Genomic DNA, 17,689 nt, shown 5'->3' with positions numbered 1-17,689 from the left:
GTCGGCTCTGAACAACCGTGTCAGGCCGCCAATACTTTCCTATGAAGGGCCCTTTCGCGCCAGATGATCGCCGCAATCAGGTGGAGTAACAGGACCCAAAGAGCCCTGAGATGGGCGAGGATCTGGCGGATGTTTTGACCGCAGGCGCAGAGGATGGCAAAGACCGCGTCGCCGATGCGGCCCTTCAGCGGGCATCTGGCAAGGCGCCCGTCGGACTGCATGTGCCCGATCTCGGGCTCGATGGCACTTCGGCGCCTGAGGAGCTTTGCCAACAGCGGGCTGATGCCGCGCCTCATGCCGCTGATCAGGACCCTGGTGGTCTCCACACCATGGCCGCGATAGCCGCGGTCGACCACAACCAGAGCCGGCACCTGGTCGGCTAGGATGGCGACCTGCTCCAGTGCTGACGCCAGGGTATGGCCGTCGTAGGGGTTTCCAGGAAAGCTGCGGGCGCCGACAACGAAACCGCCGTCGAGAGTGGTGGCGAGACTGACCTTGGTGCCGAACTCGTAACGGATGCGGGCCTTGCCCTTGGAGATGCAGTCGACCTCGGGCTCGTGCAGGGAATAGATCTTGTCCTTGCTCTTCGGGGTCTGTTCGAGCAGGCAGCCGACCAGCCAGAGCGCTTCCAGCACCTTCTCACGCAGCGCACCTTCGGGAATGTCCTGCAAATGGCGGCGCAGGTCCCGGCGCACCCGGCCAACATAGCCCTTGAGCTGGCGCAGGGCCTTGCGCATGCGCTTGAACTGCCGGGCATGGGCATAGCGTCCGACCTGGACGGCCAGCCGCGGGGCAAGCCGCGCATAGCTCTGGCGCAGATCGATCCCAGCTTCTTTCGCCAGGTCCACCAGCAGCACACGCGCCCGCTCGTAAAGCCGGGCGTCCGTCGGATGGGCGATGGTCTTTTCCATCACAGTTGTATCGACAGCCACCCGCTTCAGGCTCCTTTCTGTAACGGCGCCAGAAGCCCGACCTGCCTCGATCGTCTTGGTCAGCAGCCACTCCACTCCTTCTTCGCCGATGCGCTTGCGCCAGCGGGTCAGAGATGACGGGTCGATCGGCGGGTGGTGCTGAAAGAATGTCTCGCCGGTGAAGTGCTGGTAATACGGGTTCTCGACCCACCGGGCCAAGACCGCCTCGTCCGACAGCTTGAAGGCATGCTGGAGATACATCAGCCCGGCGACCAGGCGTGGCGATGTCGCCGGACGCCCCTGATGCGAAGGGAAGAAGGTTGCCCATTCCCGTTCGAAAAACTCCCAGTCGATCAGTGCCGCAAGCTTCACCAGCTCGTGGCGCGCATCAATCATATCGACCAGTCGTGGACGGAGCAGGTCATCCTGTTCAGGGACGCGGGAATGGGGCTTCATAGGCGACCGGAAATTGCAGAGCTTCTCGCGGAAGCATACGAAACCCTGCAATTCAAAGCGAACAAAACCGCAAATTCAGAACCCAAAATCAACGTGGTAGAGGTTGTTCAGATCGGACTCTTTAATGAAACCTGCTTCCGAGAGATCCAGCCAGCCTGAATACAGTTGCCGGCGAACCCGGACCGGTTCAGGTCAACATAGCCGTGCCCCCGCATCTCGCGGAGAAGTCCCGTCACTCAGGTATCGATGGTCAGAGCATGCGGTACGTTCTGCAGGCTTGGCCTTTACGTCCTGAGTAGAGTAAGAGCGTTGACATGGGAAGAAATGTTAGACGAGTTTACGATCTGGCTACGCAGAAGATAGCGCCTCAGCATCGTTTCGAGTGAGGTTATTGATTCAAACTGACTCGCCGAATCCGATCCTAAAAACTGTGCTGTTTTGGCCTTAATCTCGGTCAGTTGCCGGTCAATAGGAAGTGCTGCAAAGCTGCTTCCTAGACCATAAGAAACTTCGAATATCTTACGAAGCGATCTCGACCCAAGAATCTGATACCATTTCGCGTTTTCGCTGATGTCTGCTGCTGCGATTTGGGGCAATTCGCGCTGCGCATTCAGTGCCAACTCAATGTCGGAATGCCGTTCGCCGATGTTCTTTTCAAATGAACGGGTATCGTAGTTTGTGAGAATGGCTTCCACATCCACCGGCTTTGGCGTTTCCGCGCCCCCAAGCTTCATTGCTTGGTTCAAATTCAGGTAGCGCTTGTCAGCGAGCCTATTTACCAAGCTGGATTCGTCATTCGGATCAGATTCCAGCACCTTCTTGATAAAGAATCGATTATTTACATCAGAATCAAGGCCGAAAGCGCGGAGAGCAACTGTTAACAGGCGATAATCACTTATGAGATCATCGGCGCTTTTCACCGCAGGCATCTTCTCAGAGAAGTATTTCTGCGCTATTTTTATGGAAGTGTCTTGCGAAAATGCCTGTCGCTGCCTTGCCATGGTGCGTTCGAGTATCTTCCATCCGATATATCCGCCGGATCCGACTTGAACATTATAGGTCATGTTCCATGCACCGCCAATAAGCGCGCTTCGCGTGAACGAAGCAATTTGATTTTTTTCATTGCTCGATAATAGTCGCCACCGAGCGCTGCTTGCGTTGCGGAGGATAGAACGAATCTACTATCTGTATCGGCGAAAACCTGCGACAACTGCTCGATCCCCAAGATCAATTGCCGGTGTCCCTCTTCGCGGTCTGCATCCCCTGTCAGAATCAACTGGCAGACGTAGCAAAGCCGCGATACCGGGGAGTTCGCTTCGTCAGGGTGGATCGCATCCTTCAGCCGAAGGATACGTGCATTCGGATTGCGGATTGAGATCTTGGCGCGTCGGTCGCTGTTCTCGATGACCGCACCATTGATCAGCACGCGCTCGTTCGGCGCAAGCTTCAGAATCAGACCGGTCATGGCTGAGCCTCGCCTCGCAACCCCTTCATTATTTTTAGATTAATGTCGATCAGTGCCTCGGCCGAAGCATTCTCGGACAGCACGCGGTGCCCCTGCTTGATCGAGAAAATCGCCAACGAAAGTAGGCCAGCCTTGATTGCTTCCGGCAGGGTATTGGCAGGATGCGTCAAATCTGCTGCGAGAATGGTCCAAAGCTGATTGTTCGCATGAGCCCCTTCTATCATTGCCCTAAGATCATTGCTAATCATGGCTTGCTGCAGCTGCCGGGTAACCCGAGAAAATGCGAGATATTCATTGTCGCGCGCAGTGCGGAGATGTTGCGAGCCAAATTCAGACTTGCGGTTCTTGAGGGGGGCGAAATTCACGTTGCAGATCCCATTCTAGGTTCGGTCAGGTCAAGGGGCGCCCGAGGGGCGCCCCTTGTAGGATCAGCGGAACAGCGACAGGATGGTCTGCGGCGCCTGGTTGGCGATCGACAGCGCCTGCACACCCAGCTGCTGCTGGGTCTGAAGAGCCTGAAGCCGAGCCGAAGCTTCCTCCATATCGGCGTCGACCAGAGCGCCCGCGCCGGCTTTCAGAGAATCCGCGAGTTTCGAAACAAAGCTCGCTTGGGAGTTGATCCGCGCCCCGGCGGTACCCAGTGCGGCGGCACCCTTTTTGGCAACGTCGATCAAGCTCTCGATCTGCAAGCGAGCAGTCAGAGCGGTAGCGCGATCGGTGATCGGCGCAATGGTAACCGCTTCAATCGAAGTTTCGAAGTTTACCGAAGTGACGGTAATCGATGCGTTTGCCGTCACAGGGTTACCCGACGTGCGATCTACCGAAGCCAGAACCGAGAAGGTAGTTTGGCCAGCGACAGGGTTGGTCTTGAGGAGGTTCACACCGTTAAGTTGGCTCGCATCGATGACAGACGTGATTTCCTCTTTCATCGAGGCGATATCAGTGTCGATGGTCGAATAGTCAAAACCGTCACTCGAGGCGCTGATCGCGAGTTGGTGCATCTTATCCAGGATTCCCTGGATCCGCTCGGCGCCGCCGCGACCAGTCGCGACCACGTTTCCCGCCATGTTAAGGTTGCTCTGGATCGTCCGGAACGCGGATTCGTCGCTTTCCATCACCTTCGAAATCGACCAGATGGCGGCGTTGTCCTGGGCGGTGGCGACCTTCTTGCCGGTCGAGATCTCGTCCTGGGTCTTGGCCAGGTTCGAGTTGATGCTCTTCAGGGTCTGAAGGGCCACCATCGCGCTGTTGTTGGTCAGAATGCTGGACATTTTTATCTCCGTTCAAAGGGCTGTTTTACCCATGTCAATATGATGCGGCCTTCTGACCTGCGGGACGGGCCCGGTGATCTGTATCACGCTGTCCGGTATATCCGTCGCCGATGAATAAATCCTGAATAGCAGATTCGTTTCAACGGAATTGCCGGAACAAATTTAATCAAAACCGACGCTCTCGGTTCTGGCCCACCTGGTTGCCGATCCTATTGCCTCGGCGGTCATAGGTGTCCAGCTTGCGGGACAGTGCCGCGATCTCTTCAATCTGGCGACGGGCCGCCGCGATTCCCTCACGCGCGGCGGCGGCCAGGTCGCGGACGGCCTGAAGCCCTTGCGCGTAGGCCTGAACCTGTCCCTTCTCCAACCTGCCCGATAGCAAAGCCTCTTCAAAATCCTGCATCTTCTTGAGGGCAAGCTCGGCTTCGGAGGCAAGCAGGTGCCGATGCGCCTGTTCGAGAAGGGCTAGTGCCTTAGCCATGATTTTGACCTCCTCGATCGAAAAGCTTCAGATCGATTCGCTCGGCGATCGCTTGAGCATAGGCGTCGTTCAGCAAGCTGGCGAATTGCGATTCGCCTATTCCACCGCCGAACTGTCCGGTGCTTTCGCGAGGGCCTGCATATTTCAGCACCTCCGAAAGAAAGGCTTGCTCAAGCCCGTCTGCCGTTCCGCTTGTTCTTCGGGTGGTCCCCGGACTCATGGTGGTTATGGGAGCGATATTCAAGAACGCCTCCTGATGGTTAAAAATTTCCTCAGGCTCCTACTTTACGCGGTGCTGGTAAATATTTGGTAATCCTGCTGTGCTAAGGTGACGGCAAATCGTGATGTTGAGGGTAGTGGATCGAATGGAAATCTCGTGCCTCCCAGCCGGGGTCGCAATGCCTGGCCAGCCTGCGATCACAGCTGGCCGGCCGGACGGTGCGGCGGCCTTTGTAATGCTGGTCGAATCGGTGCCGGCGGACATTGAAAAGCAGGACGTGACGACGCCGGTAGAAGAGGACGTCGACGAGGCCGAGGATCCCCCGGAACAGTCTTCGTTTTTTTTGTCGGAGGGCGTTGCTCTGCCCGCCAAACAGATTCCGGATACAGTTCCGGATGAGGGACCGCTGGTTTCGGTCGAGAATGTCTCGGATCTGCCTTCGACAGGGCCAAAGCAAGAGCATCGGTCGGAAAAGGCTGCGTTGCCTGAGGCAGGTACTGCGGTTTTCGCTGTCATCGACGAGATCGTCGTGGCTGACGGGATCGACCCCGATTCGCCTGATCCGACGCCTCCACTCATAGCGTCTTCCACCAATCGCGAAGATCTGAGAGGCATGGAGCAGTTGCAAACGATTCGCCCGGCATCTCTGCCTTTGCGGAAAGGGGGCGTCGCTCTGCACATCGATCGCAGCGGATCGGCAGCCGCGGCGGAGGCAGAGGCTCGACCGGAACAAGACAACGGCAGGCAGAACGAAGAGGCTGCGTCCCCGATGGCGTTAGATGGCGCCGAACAGGCTTCCTTTCCCGTTTCCGTTCATGACAGCAGGGCGTCGACGGAGCTCGACCATGCCCGAACGCTTGCCCGCCCGCAGGTGGTTGACCCGCAGCACGTGGCTCGGCAATTGCGCGAAAAGCTGGCCGACCGACGGGAAGGCGTGATCGAGATCGCCCTCGCGCCCGAGGAACTGGGCAGAATTAGGCTGGTGATCGCTGCCGGTGAAAAACCTGCGGTAACGGTTTTCGCCGATCGGCCGGAAATCGGCGATCTTTTGCGGCGCAATGCGGATGCGCTTGAGAAGGAATTGCACGATGCCGGTATATTCGGTGCCGATATTTCCTTCGCCGGCGGACAGGACGATCGCCGTCCGCGGGACCAGTCGCCTGCGGGCACTGCGCGGTTCCGGGAAGAGGATGCGGTTTTCGCCGACAGGGCGAAGCCGGCTATAGCCAGGCCGATGGCGAATCGGCGTATCGACATCAGGATTTAGGACCTATCAGGTGACTAGCGTATCGACCACAACGGGGCTGGGCTTTTCGGCCAACCAAGCGACCGGATCTGGCTCTTCGGCAACTGCTGCGACAAGCCAGTTCGAGACATTCCTGAAGATGCTGACAACGCAGATCAAGAACCAGGACCCCCTCAATCCGATGGAGGGAACCGAATTCGCGGTGCAGTTGGCGACATTCTCGGGTGTCGAACAGCAGGTTCAGACCAACCAACTGCTGGCTCAACTGCTGCAAGGCTCGAACGGGGGTGAACTTGGCCAGCTGTCGAATTGGATCGGGCGCGAGGTCCGCACCAGCGCGCCAGTGTGGTTCGACCATTCGCCTTTGACGCTGCAGATCGACAGCTTGGCCGACGCCGACAAGGTGGCATTGGTGACTCTCGACGCGCAGGGCAACGAAGTCTTGCGCGAGGACATCGGCACAGGATCGGGTGAAGTCGACTGGCAGGGCAAGCGCGCCAATGGCGACCTGCTGCCCGAGGGGCTTTACAGCTTCCGGCTTGAGGCGACCAAGGACGGCAAGGTCATCTCGACCCGGGATGTCGAGGCTTATAGCCGCGTATCCGGGGTCGAAATGACCAAGGACGGCGCACGGCTGATCCTTGCGGGCGGTGGCTGGGCGACCGTCGATGAGGTGACCGCCTTGCGCGAATGACTCCATCCAGTCGCAGCCGAGACGGGATTTCGTTTCGGATCCGCGGCAAATGCCTGGCATGCCGAAATCGGATCGACCGGAGAGAGGTCATATCTGGGGCTCATTAAAACCTTCTTGGCGCAGAGGCCGGGCCCGCCGTGGGCCTGCGCCGGTGCCGGAATAAGCGGCCGCCAAAGCCCGACGCCGGAGCTGCCAGCGCTTGGCCAAGGGGCACATCGCAGAGAGTGCGCGGACCGAATGCGCTGTCTCGGTCTGCGCAAGGCCCATGGCCGATGCGGAGTCATCGCAAGCCATGCCGGGGAAGCAGGGCTCAGACGCTGAGCCGGGGCAGGAAATCGCCCTGACGCGCCAGAATATGGTCGTGTACGCGCTGGCTGGCCGGAGACAGTGTCATGTCCTCGCGTCGGATCAGGAACCAGTTGCGTTTGATGGGCAACCCGACGGCGCGGATCGCGACCAGCCGGCCCGAGCGCAGTTCCTCGGTGACGGTATGCTGCGAGATGAGAGCGATACCCAGGCCCGCCATCACCGCCTGCTTGATGGTCTCGTTGCTGCCCATCTCGACCATGCGCCATGGCGTGCCGTCGCCGATCCGGTCAAGGTAGCGGGTCAGCAGGATGCGGGTACCGGATCCCTGCTCGCGCGCCAGGAAAGTCTCGGTCAGCAGGTCGGCGGGAAGCGCCGGGTCGGCGGCGGCCAAGGGGTGCCCGGGCGCCGCGATGATGACATGGGGATGCGGGCCCAGCAGCGCGGTCACGACGGCGGGCGCGCGCGGCGGCCGGCCGAGGATCGCCAGATCCAGCGCCCGGGACTGGAACCACTGGATAAGGGCGTCGCGGCTGCCGATGCGCAGCGTGATCTCGACCTCGGGCAGGGCGCCGCGCAGATCGGCGACCAGCCGCGGGGCGAAATATTCTCCGGTCGAGACCACCCCCAGAGAGACATTGCCGACATGCCCGCTTTGCAGGGCGGTGACCCGGCGGACGCAGCTGTCCAGCGCCATGGCGATCTGGGCTTCCGCCGCCAAGACCGCGCGCCCTTCCTCGGTCGGCCGGAAGGCGCCATGCGCCCCCCGGACCACCATGGGCGCGGCCATCAGATCCTCCAGCGCGCGCAACTGGCCATGCACCGCCGGCGGCGTCAGCCCCAGATCCGCGGCGGCGCCGGTCAGCGAGCCGCGCTCCACCACGGCCCGCAGTGCGCGCAAATGGCGCAGGGTGACGGCGTCGATCCGTTGCATTCAGATTTCCTGAAATATGCTTCTGCATTATTAAATGTTCCCGAAAGCACGCCCATGTCAACAAGGCGTCCAGGGAGCGCGGGAAAGAGGGAAGATGACGGCCGACAGGATCGAAGAGGCTGAAATTCCGGTCGCATTGCGTCCGGCGATGCGGGCGCTGGCCGATGCGGGCGCTCGGCTGGCGCAATCGATCCGTCGCGGCATCATTCCTCCGCAATCGCTGGAGAGACAGGCGCACCTGCTGTTCCAGACTGCCCTGGCCGGTACCGGACTGCGCTGGCTCGATTCGGGCGACGGCGCGCAGGAACTCGATCCCCAAGGCGCGTTGGCCATGGCGCTGACGCCCCTGGATGCGGCCGCGAATGTCGAGATCGACCTGTCTATGGGCACGCTGTTTTCGCTCTATCCCGCCCGCGACGGCGCCGAGGCCAGCTTCCTGCGCTGTCCGGGAGAGCAGATCGCCGCCGGCTATATCGTCTACGGCCCGCGCTGCACCATGGTGGCGACCTTCGGCATGGGCGTTCAGCGCTATCTGCTGGACGGCGATGGTCCCTGCTTCCGCCTGGTCGAGTCGGCGGCCCGGATCCCGGGCTGCGCCTTCGAATTCGCCATAGACGTGGCGAATTACCGGCATTGGCCGCGGCCCGTGCGTGCCTATATCGACGATTGCCTGGCCGGCGTGGACGGACCGCGGCAGAAGAATTTCAACATGCGCTGGCTGGCCTCCCTGGTCGCGGACACGCATCGCATCCTGATGCACGGCGGCGTTTTTCTGCATCCCGGCGGCGACAGCAAGGACAAGCGCAGCCGCCTGCGCCTGCTGCACGAATGCGCCCCCATCGCGCTGCTGATCGAGCAGGCCGGCGGCCAGGCCACCGACCTGTCCGAGCCGATCCTGTCGCTGGTCCCGACCGACCTGCGGCAGCGCACGCCCATGGTCTTCGGCTCGACCGAGAAGGTGGCCCGCATCGCCGCCTACCAGGACCTGCCCGAGCCGGAAGTCTCGGCGCTGTTCGGCAATCGCGGCCTGTTCCGGGCCTGAAAGGACAGCATGAGCAGGAAACATCCGATCATTTCCGTGACCGGCTCGTCGGGTTCGGGCACCACCACCATCAAGCACACTTTCGACCACATCTTCCGGCGCGAGGGCATCAATGCGGTCAGCATCGAGGGCGACGCCTTCCACCGCTACGACCGCGCCGCGATGCAGGCCGAACTGGCGCGCCGGACCGAGATGGGCGACCATACCTTCAGCCATTTCAGCCTGGACGCGAATGAACTCGCCCGGCTGGAACAGGTCTTCCGCCGTTATGGCGAAAGCGGCGCGGGCGAGACCCGGCACTATGTCCACGACGACCACGAGGCTCAGCAGCTGGGCCGCCCGGCCGGCACCTTCACCGATTGGGCCGAGTTCGCTCCGGGCTCGGATCTGCTGTTCTACGAGGGGCTGCACGGCGCGGTGAAATGCGGCGACATCGACATCGCCGGCCAGGCCGACCTGAAGATCGGCGTGGTGCCGGTGATCAACCTGGAATGGATCCAGAAGATCCACCGCGACAGGGCCAGCCGGGGCTATTCGACCGAGGCGGTGACCGACGTGATCCTGCGCCGGATGCACGCCTATGTGCATGCGATCTGCCCGCAATTCACCGAGACCGACATCAATTTCCAGCGCGTGCCGGTGGTCGATACCTCGGATCCGTTCGTGGCGCGCTGGATTCCCACCCCCGATGAAAGCCTGGTGGTGATCCGCTTCCGCAACCCGCGCGGCATCGATTTTCCCTATCTGATCTCGATGCTGCAGGGCTCGTGGATGAGCCGTGCTAATTCCATCGTCATTCCGGGGCCGAAGCTGGATCTGGCCATGCAGCTGATCCTGACGCCGATCATCCTGCGCCTGGTCGGGGAATCGAAGCGGGCCTGACGGGACAGCGGACAGAGCCGGCACTTGCGCAGATCGGGCAGGCCATGCTGCGCCGGCCGTCGCTGCCGTTGCGTAAAGACCGTGTCCGGCCCGGTTGACAGGTCGGCCAAAGAATAATAATCGAACGGTCGTATTGAAATTTTTGGTGGCGATTTTGGGACGCAAACGCTCGATCGACCGGGACGAACTGATGCAGGCCATCGAAAGGGTGGCCCGCCGTTCGGGCGTGGCCGGGCTCAGCATCGACGCCGTGGCCAAGGAAGCCGGGATCAGCAAGTCCAGCGTGGTCTACGACTGCGAAAGCAAGGCCGGGCTGCTGGCCGCCTTCACCCGCCACCAGATGGCCCAGCACCGCGCCAGCTTCGACGAGGTGCTGGTGCGGCATCAGGGCCAGCCCAACGCCCGGCTGCGCGCACTGATCGAGACCTTTCGCACCGCGCCCACCGACGAGGAAATCGCCATGGCCATGCTGATCAGCGCCGGCATGGGCGAGAATGCCGAGTGCCGCGAGATCATGCGCGAGGTCATGGCCGAAGACGCCGACGCCATCGCCGCGCAGGCCGGCGACAAGCCCAAGATGCTGCGCGCGCTGCTGACGCTGCACGGCATGGCCTTCCTGGAATATTTTGGCTTCCACCGCTTCGACGACAAGACCCGCAACGAGATCCTCGACGAGTTGATGGCGGTCGCGGAACGCGACCCCGGCGCTGACGGAGACTGACCTCTAACCTTCAAGTTTCGCAGGAAGACCTTCCCATGAAGAACAGCTTTCGCCCCGGCCTCTGCGCCGGGCTGGTGTTTTGCGGCCTGATGACGGGCGCTCCACTTGCCGCCCAGCAACTGCCGCCGCCGCAGGTCAGCGTGCAGGTGATGACCCCCGAGGCGCTGCCGGTAGTGAACGAACTGCCCGGCCGCGTCGCCGCCACCCGCACCGCCGAGGTGCGCCCCCGCGTCGGCGGCATCGTGCTGGAGCGGGTCTTTGAACAGGGCGGCGAGGTCGCGGCGGGCGACGTGCTCTATCGCATCGACCCGGCGCCCTTCGACGTGCGCGTCGCCAGCGCCAAGGGCACGCTGGCCCGCGCCGAGGCGACCGAGCTCAATGCCGCCGACCAGGAAAAGCGGGCGCGTGCCCTGCGCGAGCGCAAGGTGACGGCCGGGGTGGATCTGGACAATGCCGCGACCGCGCTGGCCCAGGCCCGGGCCGATGTCACCATCGCCCGCGCCTCGCTGCAAGAGGCCGAGCTGAACCGCAGCTATACCGAGGTCACGGCGCCGATCTCGGGCGTGGTCGGCCGCGCGTTGGTGACCGAGGGCGCGCTGGTCAACGCCCAGACCGACATCATGGCGACGATCCAGCAGCTGGACCCGGTCTATGTCGATTTCACCCAGTCGTCCTCGGAGCTGTTCGCGCTGCGCCGGGCGCTGGCCGCCGGCCAACTGGCGATGATGTCTGCGGGCGAGGCCCGCGTGCAGTTGATCTTCGACGACGGCAGCGAATACGAACACCCCGGCAAGCTGCTGTTCTCCGAGGCGAGCGTGGACAGCACCACCGGCCAGATCACCCTGCGGGCGGAATTCCCCAACCCGGACGGCAACCTGCTGCCCGGCCTCTATGTCCGCGTCCGCATCGAACAGGCGGTGCGCGACAATGCCCTGACCGTGCCGCAGATGGCGGTGCAGCGCGACCAGTCGGGTCAGGCCTATGTCTATGCGCTGAAGGGCGATGACATGGTCGAGCGCCGCGACGTCACCCTGGGCCAGACCAGCGACAACCGTTGGCTGGTCGAGAAGGGGCTGGCGCCGGGCGACCGGGTGGTCGTGGCCGGGGCGCAGAAGCTTTATCCCGACGCCAAGGTGGTGGCGCAGCCGGTCGCGGCCAAGCCCGTGCCCGCCGGTGCTGCCGCCGCGGCTGAAGCACCTGCCGCGCCGGCCAAGGAATAACCGCATGGCACAGTTCTTCATCCGCAGGCCGGTGCTGGCCTGGGTGCTGTCGATCTTCATCGTCATCGCCGGCCTTCTGGCGCTGCCGCAGATCCCGGTCGCGCAATATCCGCAGGTGGCCTGGCCGCAGATCACGGTCTCGACCAGCTACACCGGCTCGTCTCCGGCCGAGATCAACCAGGCCGTCGCCCAGCCTATCGAGGACGAGCTGAACGGCGTCGAGGGCCTGGCCTATTACGAATCCGTCTCGGACAGTTCCGGCTCGATGCAGATCACCGCGACCTTCGAGCCGGGCACCGACGTCGCCCGCGCCCAGGTGGACGTGCAGAACGCCGTCTCGCGCGTCGAGCCGCTGCTGCCGCAAAGCGTGGTCGACCAGGGCGTGCTGATCGAAGAGGCCGGCTCGGGCTTCCTGATGATGGTGGCGCTGACCTCGGACGACGGCTCGCTGGACGACATCGCGCTTGGCGACTACATCAACCGCAACGTGGTGGGCGAGATCCGCCGGATCGAGGGCGTCGGCAGCGCTACCGTCTTCGCCCCGGAACGCGCGCTGCGGATCTGGGTCGATCCGGCCAAGATGACGGGCCTGAATCTCAGCTCGGCCGAGATCGTCGCGGCGGTCCGCGCCCAGAATGCGCAGGTCGCGGCCGGCAAGGTCGGCGCCGATCCGAACCCCATCGGCCAGCAGCTGACCGCGACGGTGCTGATCAAGGGCCAGCTCGACAGCGCCGAGGAATTCGGCAAGATCGTGCTGCGCGCCAATCCCGACGGCTCGACCGTGCTTTTGCGCGACGTGGCCCGGCTGGAAGTGGGCGCCGAAAGCTACAGCTTCGCCTCCAAGCTGAACGGCAAGCCGGCGGCGGCGCTGGGGATCCAGCTTTCGACCACCGGCAACGCCATGAACACCTCGGAAGCGGTGCATGAGAAGATGCAGGAGCTGTCGCGCTTCTTCCCGCAGGGCGTCAGCTACCAGATCCCCTATGACACCACCCCCTTCGTCGAGGCCTCGATCGAGAAGGTCCTGCACACGCTGGTCGAGGCGATGGTGCTGGTCTTCGTGGTGATGTTCCTGTTCTTGCAGAACTTCCGCTACACGATCATCCCGACCATCGTGGTGCCCATCGCGCTGGCGGGCACCGTGGCGGTGATGCTGGTCGCGGGCTTTTCCATCAACGTGCTGACGATGTTCGCCATGGTGCTGGCCATCGGCATCCTGGTCGACGACGCCATCGTGGTGATCGAGAACGTCGAGCGCATCATGGCGACCGAAGGCCTGCCCCCGCGCGAGGCGACGCAAAAGGCCATGGGCCAGATTTCCGGCGCCATCGTCGGCATCACCCTGGTGCTGTCGGCGGTCTTCGTGCCGATGGCGTTCTTCCCCGGCTCCTCGGGCATCATCTACCGGCAGTTCGCGCTGACCATGGTGGTGTCGATCCTGTTCTCGGCTTTCCTCGCGCTGACGCTGACTCCGGCGCTTTGCGCGACCTTCCTGAAGCCGATCCACGGCCATCACGAGAAGAGGGGCTTCTTCGGCTGGTTCAACCGCCGCTTCGATGCCCTGACCGAACGCTATAGCCGCGGCGTCGGGCTGGTCACGCGTCGGCGGGCGGTGATGATGCTGTTCTATGTCGGGCTGGTCGCGGCCACCGCCATGGGCTTCCTGCGCCTGCCTTCCAGCTTCCTGCCGAACGAGGACCAGGGCTTCATCATCACCGACATCCAGACCCCGGCCACCGCCAGCTCGAACCGCACCGACGAGGTGCTGGCGACGGCGACCGGCATCTTCGGCGGCATGGAGCCGGTCGAGAACGTGGTCTCGATCCGCGGCTTCAGCTTTTCGGGGCGCGGGCCGAACGCGGGGCTGATGTTCGTCACCTTCAAGGACTGGGCCGAGCGCGACCAGTCGGCGCAGGACGTCGCCAATGCCGCGAACATGCAGCTGTTCGGCCAGCAGGACGCGCAGGCCTTCGCGCTGTCGCCGCCGCCGATCCCCGGCTTCGGCACCACCGGCGGCTTCAGCTTCCGGCTACAGGACCGCGGCGGGCAGGGGCAAGAGGCGCTGCTGGCCGCCGCCCAGCAGATCATGGCCAAGGCCCAAGAGGGTGGAGTCGTCACCGGGCTGCGCATCGAGGGCCTGCCCTCGGCCGCGCAGGTCTTCGTCACCATCGACCGCGAAAAGGCCAACGCCTTCGGCGTGACCTTCGCCGACATCTCGGCCACGATCTCGCAATACCTCGGCTCGGCCTATATCAACGACTTCCCCAATGCCGGGAAGATGCAGCGCGTGGTCATGCAGGCCGAGGACGACTCGCGCATGCAGGCCGAGGACATCCTGGCGCTGACCGTGCGCAACGCGGGCGGCGGAATGGTGCCGTTTTCCTCCTTCGCCAGCGTCGGCTGGGAACAGGGGCCGTCGCAGGTCGTGGGCTACAACGGCTATCCCTCGATCCGCATCGCCGGCCAGGCGACGCCTGGCTACAGCTCGGGCGCGGCCATGGACGAGATGGCGCGGTTGGCGGGCGAGCTGCCGCAGGGCTTCGGCTATGAATGGACCGGGCAATCGCTCGAGGAGATCCAGGCCGGCAGCCAGGCGACGCTGCTTTACGCGATGAGCATCCTCTTCGTGTTCCTGCTGCTGTCGGGGCTTTACGAAAGCTGGTCGATCCCATTGTCGGTGATGCTTGTGGTGCCGCTGGGCGTCCTGGGCTGCGTCGCTGCGGTGATGCTGCGCGACATGCCGAACGACATCTATTTCAAGGTCGGCCTCATCGCCATCATCGGGCTGTCGGCCAAGAACGCCATCCTGATCGTCGAATTCGCCAAGGACCTGCGCGAGCAGGGGCAAAGCCTGATCGAGGCGGCGGTGACGGCGGCGCGGCTGCGCTTCCGGCCGATCCTGATGACCTCGCTGGCGTTCACGCTGGGCGTGGTGCCGCTGGCCATCGCCACTGGCCCCTCGGCGGCCAGCCAGAACGCCATCGGCACCGGGGTGATCGGCGGCATGGTGGCGGCGACGGTGCTGGCGATCTTCTTCGTGCCGGTCTTCTTCGTCTTTGTCCTGGGCCTGTTCAGCCGCTTCGCCGGCAAGGGCCGAAGGGCCGAGGCCGAAACCCATACGACAAGCGATACGGTGGGCTAGCTCCGGTCCTGCCGCGCGCGGGCGACCCCCTGGTGGCCGCCCGCGTCCCGTTTTTCCCCTAGGCGGCGCCTCTCGGGCCGCGACAGACAGAGAGAACCGATGACCCAGACCCTTTCGCTTTCCCGCCGCGGCATCCTGGCCGGGCTGGCCTCGAACCTGGCGCTGGCCGCCTGCGCCCAGGTCAGCTACACCGCGCCCAAGGCCGAACTTGCCAATGCCTTCGCCGGCAATTCGCCCGCGCGCCGCGCCGGCGCCAACGCCTGGTGGGCCGCCTTCCGCGACAAGCAACTGGACGCGCTGATCGCGGCGGGGCTGAAACGCAACCTCGACGTGCTGACCGCCGTCGCCACCATCCGCGAGGCCCAGGCCAATGCCCGGCTGGTCGGCGCGAACGACCTGCCGCAGATCGATGCCTCGGGCTCGGCCGGACGGTCGCGCGGCCAGGCGGGCGGTATCAGCGAAAGCAGCTCGGCCACGCTGGGCGTATCCTGGCTGGTCGATCTCTTCGGCCAGAACCGTGCCGCGCGGGCCGGGGCTTCGGCCCAGCTCGATGCCGCCTATCTCTCGGCCGAGGTCTCGCGCCTGACGGTGGCCAGCGCCATCGCCCAGGCCTATGTCGATGCCCGCTATTACCAGCAGGCGATCGCCCTGACCCGGCAGAGCCTCGACAGCCGCAAGCGCTCGCTGTCGATGACCCGGACCCAGGACGAATTCGGCAGCGCCACCCGGCTGGAGGTCCTGCAGGCCGAGCAGTTGGTGACGCAGGCCGAGGCGGCGCTGCCGGGGCTGGAAGTCGGCTTCGACCAGTCGGTGAACCGGCTCGCCACCCTGACCGCCGGGCGCAGCGCCGACATCGCCGCGCAGCTGCGCCGGGGCGGCGGCCAGCCGCGCGCCGCCTACAAGGCCAGCGTCGGCGTGCCGGCCGAGGTGATCCGCGTCCGTCCCGATGTGCGCGTGGCCGAGCGCAACCTGGCCGCCGCCGTCGCCGGCGTGGGCGAGGCGCAGGCGGCCTTCTATCCCAAGCTGACGCTCTCGGGCTCGGTCACGCCGACGAACATCAGCGGCGGCGGCAGTTCCAAGACCTGGAGCTTCGGCCCGCAGATCACCCTGCCGCTGTTCAACGCCGCGAACCAGGCCAACCTGTCGGCGGCGCAGGCCCGGGCCGAGCAGTCGCGGCTGGCTTGGCAGGCCTCGGTCCTGAACGCGGTCGAAGAGGTCGAGAACGCGCTGGCCGGCTACAACCGCGACGCCCGCGCCGTTTCGTCCCAGTCGCGGCTGGTCGAGAACGCGCGCGAGACGGTGAACCTGACCCGCAGCTCTTGGGACCTGGGCGAATCCGACTTCTTCCCGGTGCTCGACGCCGAGCGCAGCCTGCTGTCGGCCCGGCAGGAATTGGCCTCGGCGCTGCGCGACCAGGCGGTGAACTATATCAAGCTCAGCGCCGCCGCGGCGGGCGGCGTCGGCATTCCGGCGGTCTAAAGCGGGCTGGCGGCGAAGGCGGGCATCGGCGCGCCTTCGGCCAGCGCGGCCAGATAGCGCCGGCCGCAATCCAGCGCCTCGCGGATGGTGACGTCCATGTCGAGATAGCGATAGGTGCCGAGCCGGCCGACGAAGGTCACCCCCGGCTCGGCCGCAGCCAGCGCGACATAGTCCGACAGCAGCGCCTTTTCCGCCACCAGCCGGATCGGGTAATAGGGGATGTCGCCGGGTTCGCAGGCGCGCGGCACTTCGCGGTAAAGCACCGATCCGGCGTGATCCTCCCACGGGGCGAAATGCTTGTGCTCGGTGATCCGGGTCTGCGGCACCGCGGCATCGGCATAGTTCATCACCGCGCAGCCCTGGTAGTCGCCGGCATAGGTGAAGCGCTGGAAGTCCAGCGTGCGATAGCCGAGCCGCCCCAGCCGATAGTCGAACCAGCCGTCGATCGGACCGGAGTAGAACACGTGGTCATAGCCCGCCGCATCCGCGCGCGCGACCGGGCTTTGCAGCCGCACCGAGATGCCGGGGTGGTCCAGGATCGCCTCGACCATGGCGGTATAGCCCTGTTCCGGCATGCCCTGGAAGCGATGGGCGAAATAGTCGTCGTCGTAGTTGAAGCGCAGCGGCAGCCGCTTCAGGATCGAGGCCGGCAGGTCGTGCGGCGAACAGCCCCATTGCTTCAGCGTATAGCCCTTGAAGAACGCCTCGTAGAGCTCGCGCCCGACGAAGCGCAGCGCCTGTTCCTCGAAGCTTTGCGGCTCGGCGATGCTGTGGTCGGCCTTGGCCGCGATGAAGGCGCGGGCCTCGTCCGGGCGCAGGGTCTTGCCGAAGAACTGGTTGATGGTGTGCAGGTTGATGGGCAGCGAATACACCCGCCCGTCCGACACCGTCTTCACGCGGTTGCGATAGGGCCGGAAGGTGGCGAAGCGGTTGACATAGTCCCAGACCTCGGCGTCGTCGGTGTGAAAGATGTGCGGCCCATAGACATGGACCATGACCCCGGTGGCGGCATCGCGGGCGGTGTGGCAATTGCCGGCGACATGATCGCGAGCGTCGGCGACGGTGACGCGATGCCCGGCCTCGGCCAGCAGCCGGCCGATCACCGCGCCCGAAAGGCCCGCCCCCACCATCAGGCAATGTTTCGTCATGGCGCTTCCTGCCGTCGGCGGCGCAAGGCGGGGCAAGGGAAAAATCCGGTGCTGGTCATGCGCCCCAAACG

At 64.1% G+C, this 17,689-nt stretch carries 17 protein-coding genes; 8 read left to right on the top strand and 9 right to left on the bottom strand.

The genetic code is table 11. The features are described 5' to 3' along the window. Nucleotides 1–20: 20 nt before the first annotated feature. From JCM7685_RS18920 to JCM7685_RS18890, 7 genes are all read right to left on the bottom strand, one after another. Nucleotides 21–1,367, bottom strand: coding sequence for an IS5 family transposase (locus tag JCM7685_RS18920; RefSeq protein ID WP_074968338.1), 1,347 nt, complete (start codon nt 1,365–1,367; stop codon nt 21–23). A gap of 284 nt (nt 1,368–1,651) precedes the next feature. Then, nucleotides 1,652–2,431 carry a DUF1217 domain-containing protein gene (locus JCM7685_RS18915; protein ID WP_074969180.1) on the bottom strand — a complete coding sequence of 260 codons (780 nt, stop codon included), beginning with the start codon at nt 2,429–2,431 and terminating at the stop codon, nt 1,652–1,654. Further along, nucleotides 2,428–2,832, bottom strand: coding sequence for a flagellar biosynthesis repressor FlbT (locus JCM7685_RS18910; RefSeq protein ID WP_074969182.1), 405 nt, complete (start codon nt 2,830–2,832; stop codon nt 2,428–2,430). The genes JCM7685_RS18915 and JCM7685_RS18910 overlap by 4 nt, the downstream gene beginning before the upstream one ends. Then, entirely contained in the window at nt 2,829–3,197 is a 369-nt protein-coding gene (gene flaF, locus JCM7685_RS18905; RefSeq protein ID WP_074969184.1) for a flagellar biosynthesis regulator FlaF, read from the bottom strand. The genes JCM7685_RS18910 and flaF overlap by 4 nt, the downstream gene beginning before the upstream one ends. 63 nt (nt 3,198–3,260) lie before the next feature. Then, nucleotides 3,261–4,103, bottom strand: coding sequence for a flagellin N-terminal helical domain-containing protein (locus JCM7685_RS18900; protein ID WP_074969186.1), 843 nt, complete (start codon nt 4,101–4,103; stop codon nt 3,261–3,263). 166 nt (nt 4,104–4,269) lie between these two features. Then, nucleotides 4,270–4,584, bottom strand: a complete 315-nt coding sequence (locus JCM7685_RS18895; protein ID WP_074969188.1) for a hypothetical protein — start codon at nt 4,582–4,584, stop codon at nt 4,270–4,272. Continuing rightward, nucleotides 4,577–4,828 carry a hypothetical protein gene (locus JCM7685_RS18890; RefSeq protein ID WP_231964743.1) on the bottom strand — a complete coding sequence of 84 codons (252 nt, stop codon included), beginning with the start codon at nt 4,826–4,828 and terminating at the stop codon, nt 4,577–4,579. The genes JCM7685_RS18895 and JCM7685_RS18890 overlap by 8 nt, the downstream gene beginning before the upstream one ends. A gap of 211 nt (nt 4,829–5,039) precedes the next feature. Between JCM7685_RS18890 and fliK the strand changes: the two genes are divergently transcribed. Together fliK and JCM7685_RS18880 are read left to right on the top strand one after the other, a co-directional pair. Then, a complete protein-coding gene (gene fliK, locus JCM7685_RS18885) occupies nt 5,040–6,071 on the top strand; it encodes a flagellar hook-length control protein FliK (RefSeq protein ID WP_170848949.1) in 1,032 nt (343 codons plus the stop codon). Nucleotides 6,072–6,081: 10 nt separating this feature from the next. After that, nucleotides 6,082–6,744: a flagellar hook capping FlgD N-terminal domain-containing protein gene (locus JCM7685_RS18880; protein ID WP_074969195.1), complete on the top strand. Its 663-nt coding sequence runs from the start codon at nt 6,082–6,084 to the stop codon at nt 6,742–6,744. 310 nt (nt 6,745–7,054) lie between these two features. Here JCM7685_RS18880 and cbbR read toward each other — a convergent pair whose 3' ends face one another. Beyond that, nucleotides 7,055–7,984, bottom strand: coding sequence for a LysR family regulator CbbR (gene cbbR, locus JCM7685_RS18875; RefSeq protein WP_074969197.1), 930 nt, complete (start codon nt 7,982–7,984; stop codon nt 7,055–7,057). Nucleotides 7,985–8,078: 94 nt separating this feature from the next. On the opposite strand from cbbR, the gene JCM7685_RS18870 reads away from it, so the two are divergent. The 6 genes from JCM7685_RS18870 (at nt 8,079) to JCM7685_RS18845 (ending at nt 16,470) form a co-directional block, all read left to right on the top strand. Next, nucleotides 8,079–9,026: a class 1 fructose-bisphosphatase gene (locus tag JCM7685_RS18870; protein ID WP_074969199.1), complete on the top strand. Its 948-nt coding sequence runs from the start codon at nt 8,079–8,081 to the stop codon at nt 9,024–9,026. Nucleotides 9,027–9,035: 9 nt separating this feature from the next. Beyond that, the gene (locus JCM7685_RS18865; RefSeq protein ID WP_074969201.1) at nt 9,036–9,908 is read left to right on the top strand and encodes a phosphoribulokinase; all 873 of its coding nucleotides are present in this window, start codon (nt 9,036–9,038) and stop codon (nt 9,906–9,908) included. A 145-nt stretch (nt 9,909–10,053) separates the two neighbouring features. After that, entirely contained in the window at nt 10,054–10,629 is a 576-nt protein-coding gene (locus JCM7685_RS18860) for a TetR/AcrR family transcriptional regulator (protein WP_100526176.1), read from the top strand. A 35-nt stretch (nt 10,630–10,664) separates the two neighbouring features. Further along, the gene (locus tag JCM7685_RS18855) at nt 10,665–11,849 is read left to right on the top strand and encodes an efflux RND transporter periplasmic adaptor subunit (protein ID WP_074969203.1); all 1,185 of its coding nucleotides are present in this window, start codon (nt 10,665–10,667) and stop codon (nt 11,847–11,849) included. 4 nt (nt 11,850–11,853) lie between these two features. Continuing rightward, nucleotides 11,854–14,991 carry an efflux RND transporter permease subunit gene (locus tag JCM7685_RS18850; protein ID WP_074969205.1) on the top strand — a complete coding sequence of 1,046 codons (3,138 nt, stop codon included), beginning with the start codon at nt 11,854–11,856 and terminating at the stop codon, nt 14,989–14,991. Between the two features lie 99 nt (nt 14,992–15,090). Further along, nucleotides 15,091–16,470 carry an efflux transporter outer membrane subunit gene (locus JCM7685_RS18845; protein WP_074969207.1) on the top strand — a complete coding sequence of 460 codons (1,380 nt, stop codon included), beginning with the start codon at nt 15,091–15,093 and terminating at the stop codon, nt 16,468–16,470. On the opposite strand, the gene glf is transcribed toward JCM7685_RS18845, so the two are convergent. Beyond that, nucleotides 16,467–17,618 carry a UDP-galactopyranose mutase gene (gene glf, locus JCM7685_RS18840; RefSeq protein WP_074969209.1) on the bottom strand — a complete coding sequence of 384 codons (1,152 nt, stop codon included), beginning with the start codon at nt 17,616–17,618 and terminating at the stop codon, nt 16,467–16,469. The two genes, JCM7685_RS18845 and glf, sit on opposite strands and share 4 nt — an antisense overlap. Nucleotides 17,619–17,689: the final 71 nt, after the last annotated feature.

Origin of the sequence: Paracoccus aminovorans, from assembly GCF_900005615.1 — a bacterium.
Lineage (GTDB): Bacteria > Pseudomonadota > Alphaproteobacteria > Rhodobacterales > Rhodobacteraceae > Paracoccus > Paracoccus aminovorans.
The sequence above is the reverse complement of the archived record's forward strand: the minus strand, read 5'-3'. Positions and strand labels throughout refer to the sequence as shown.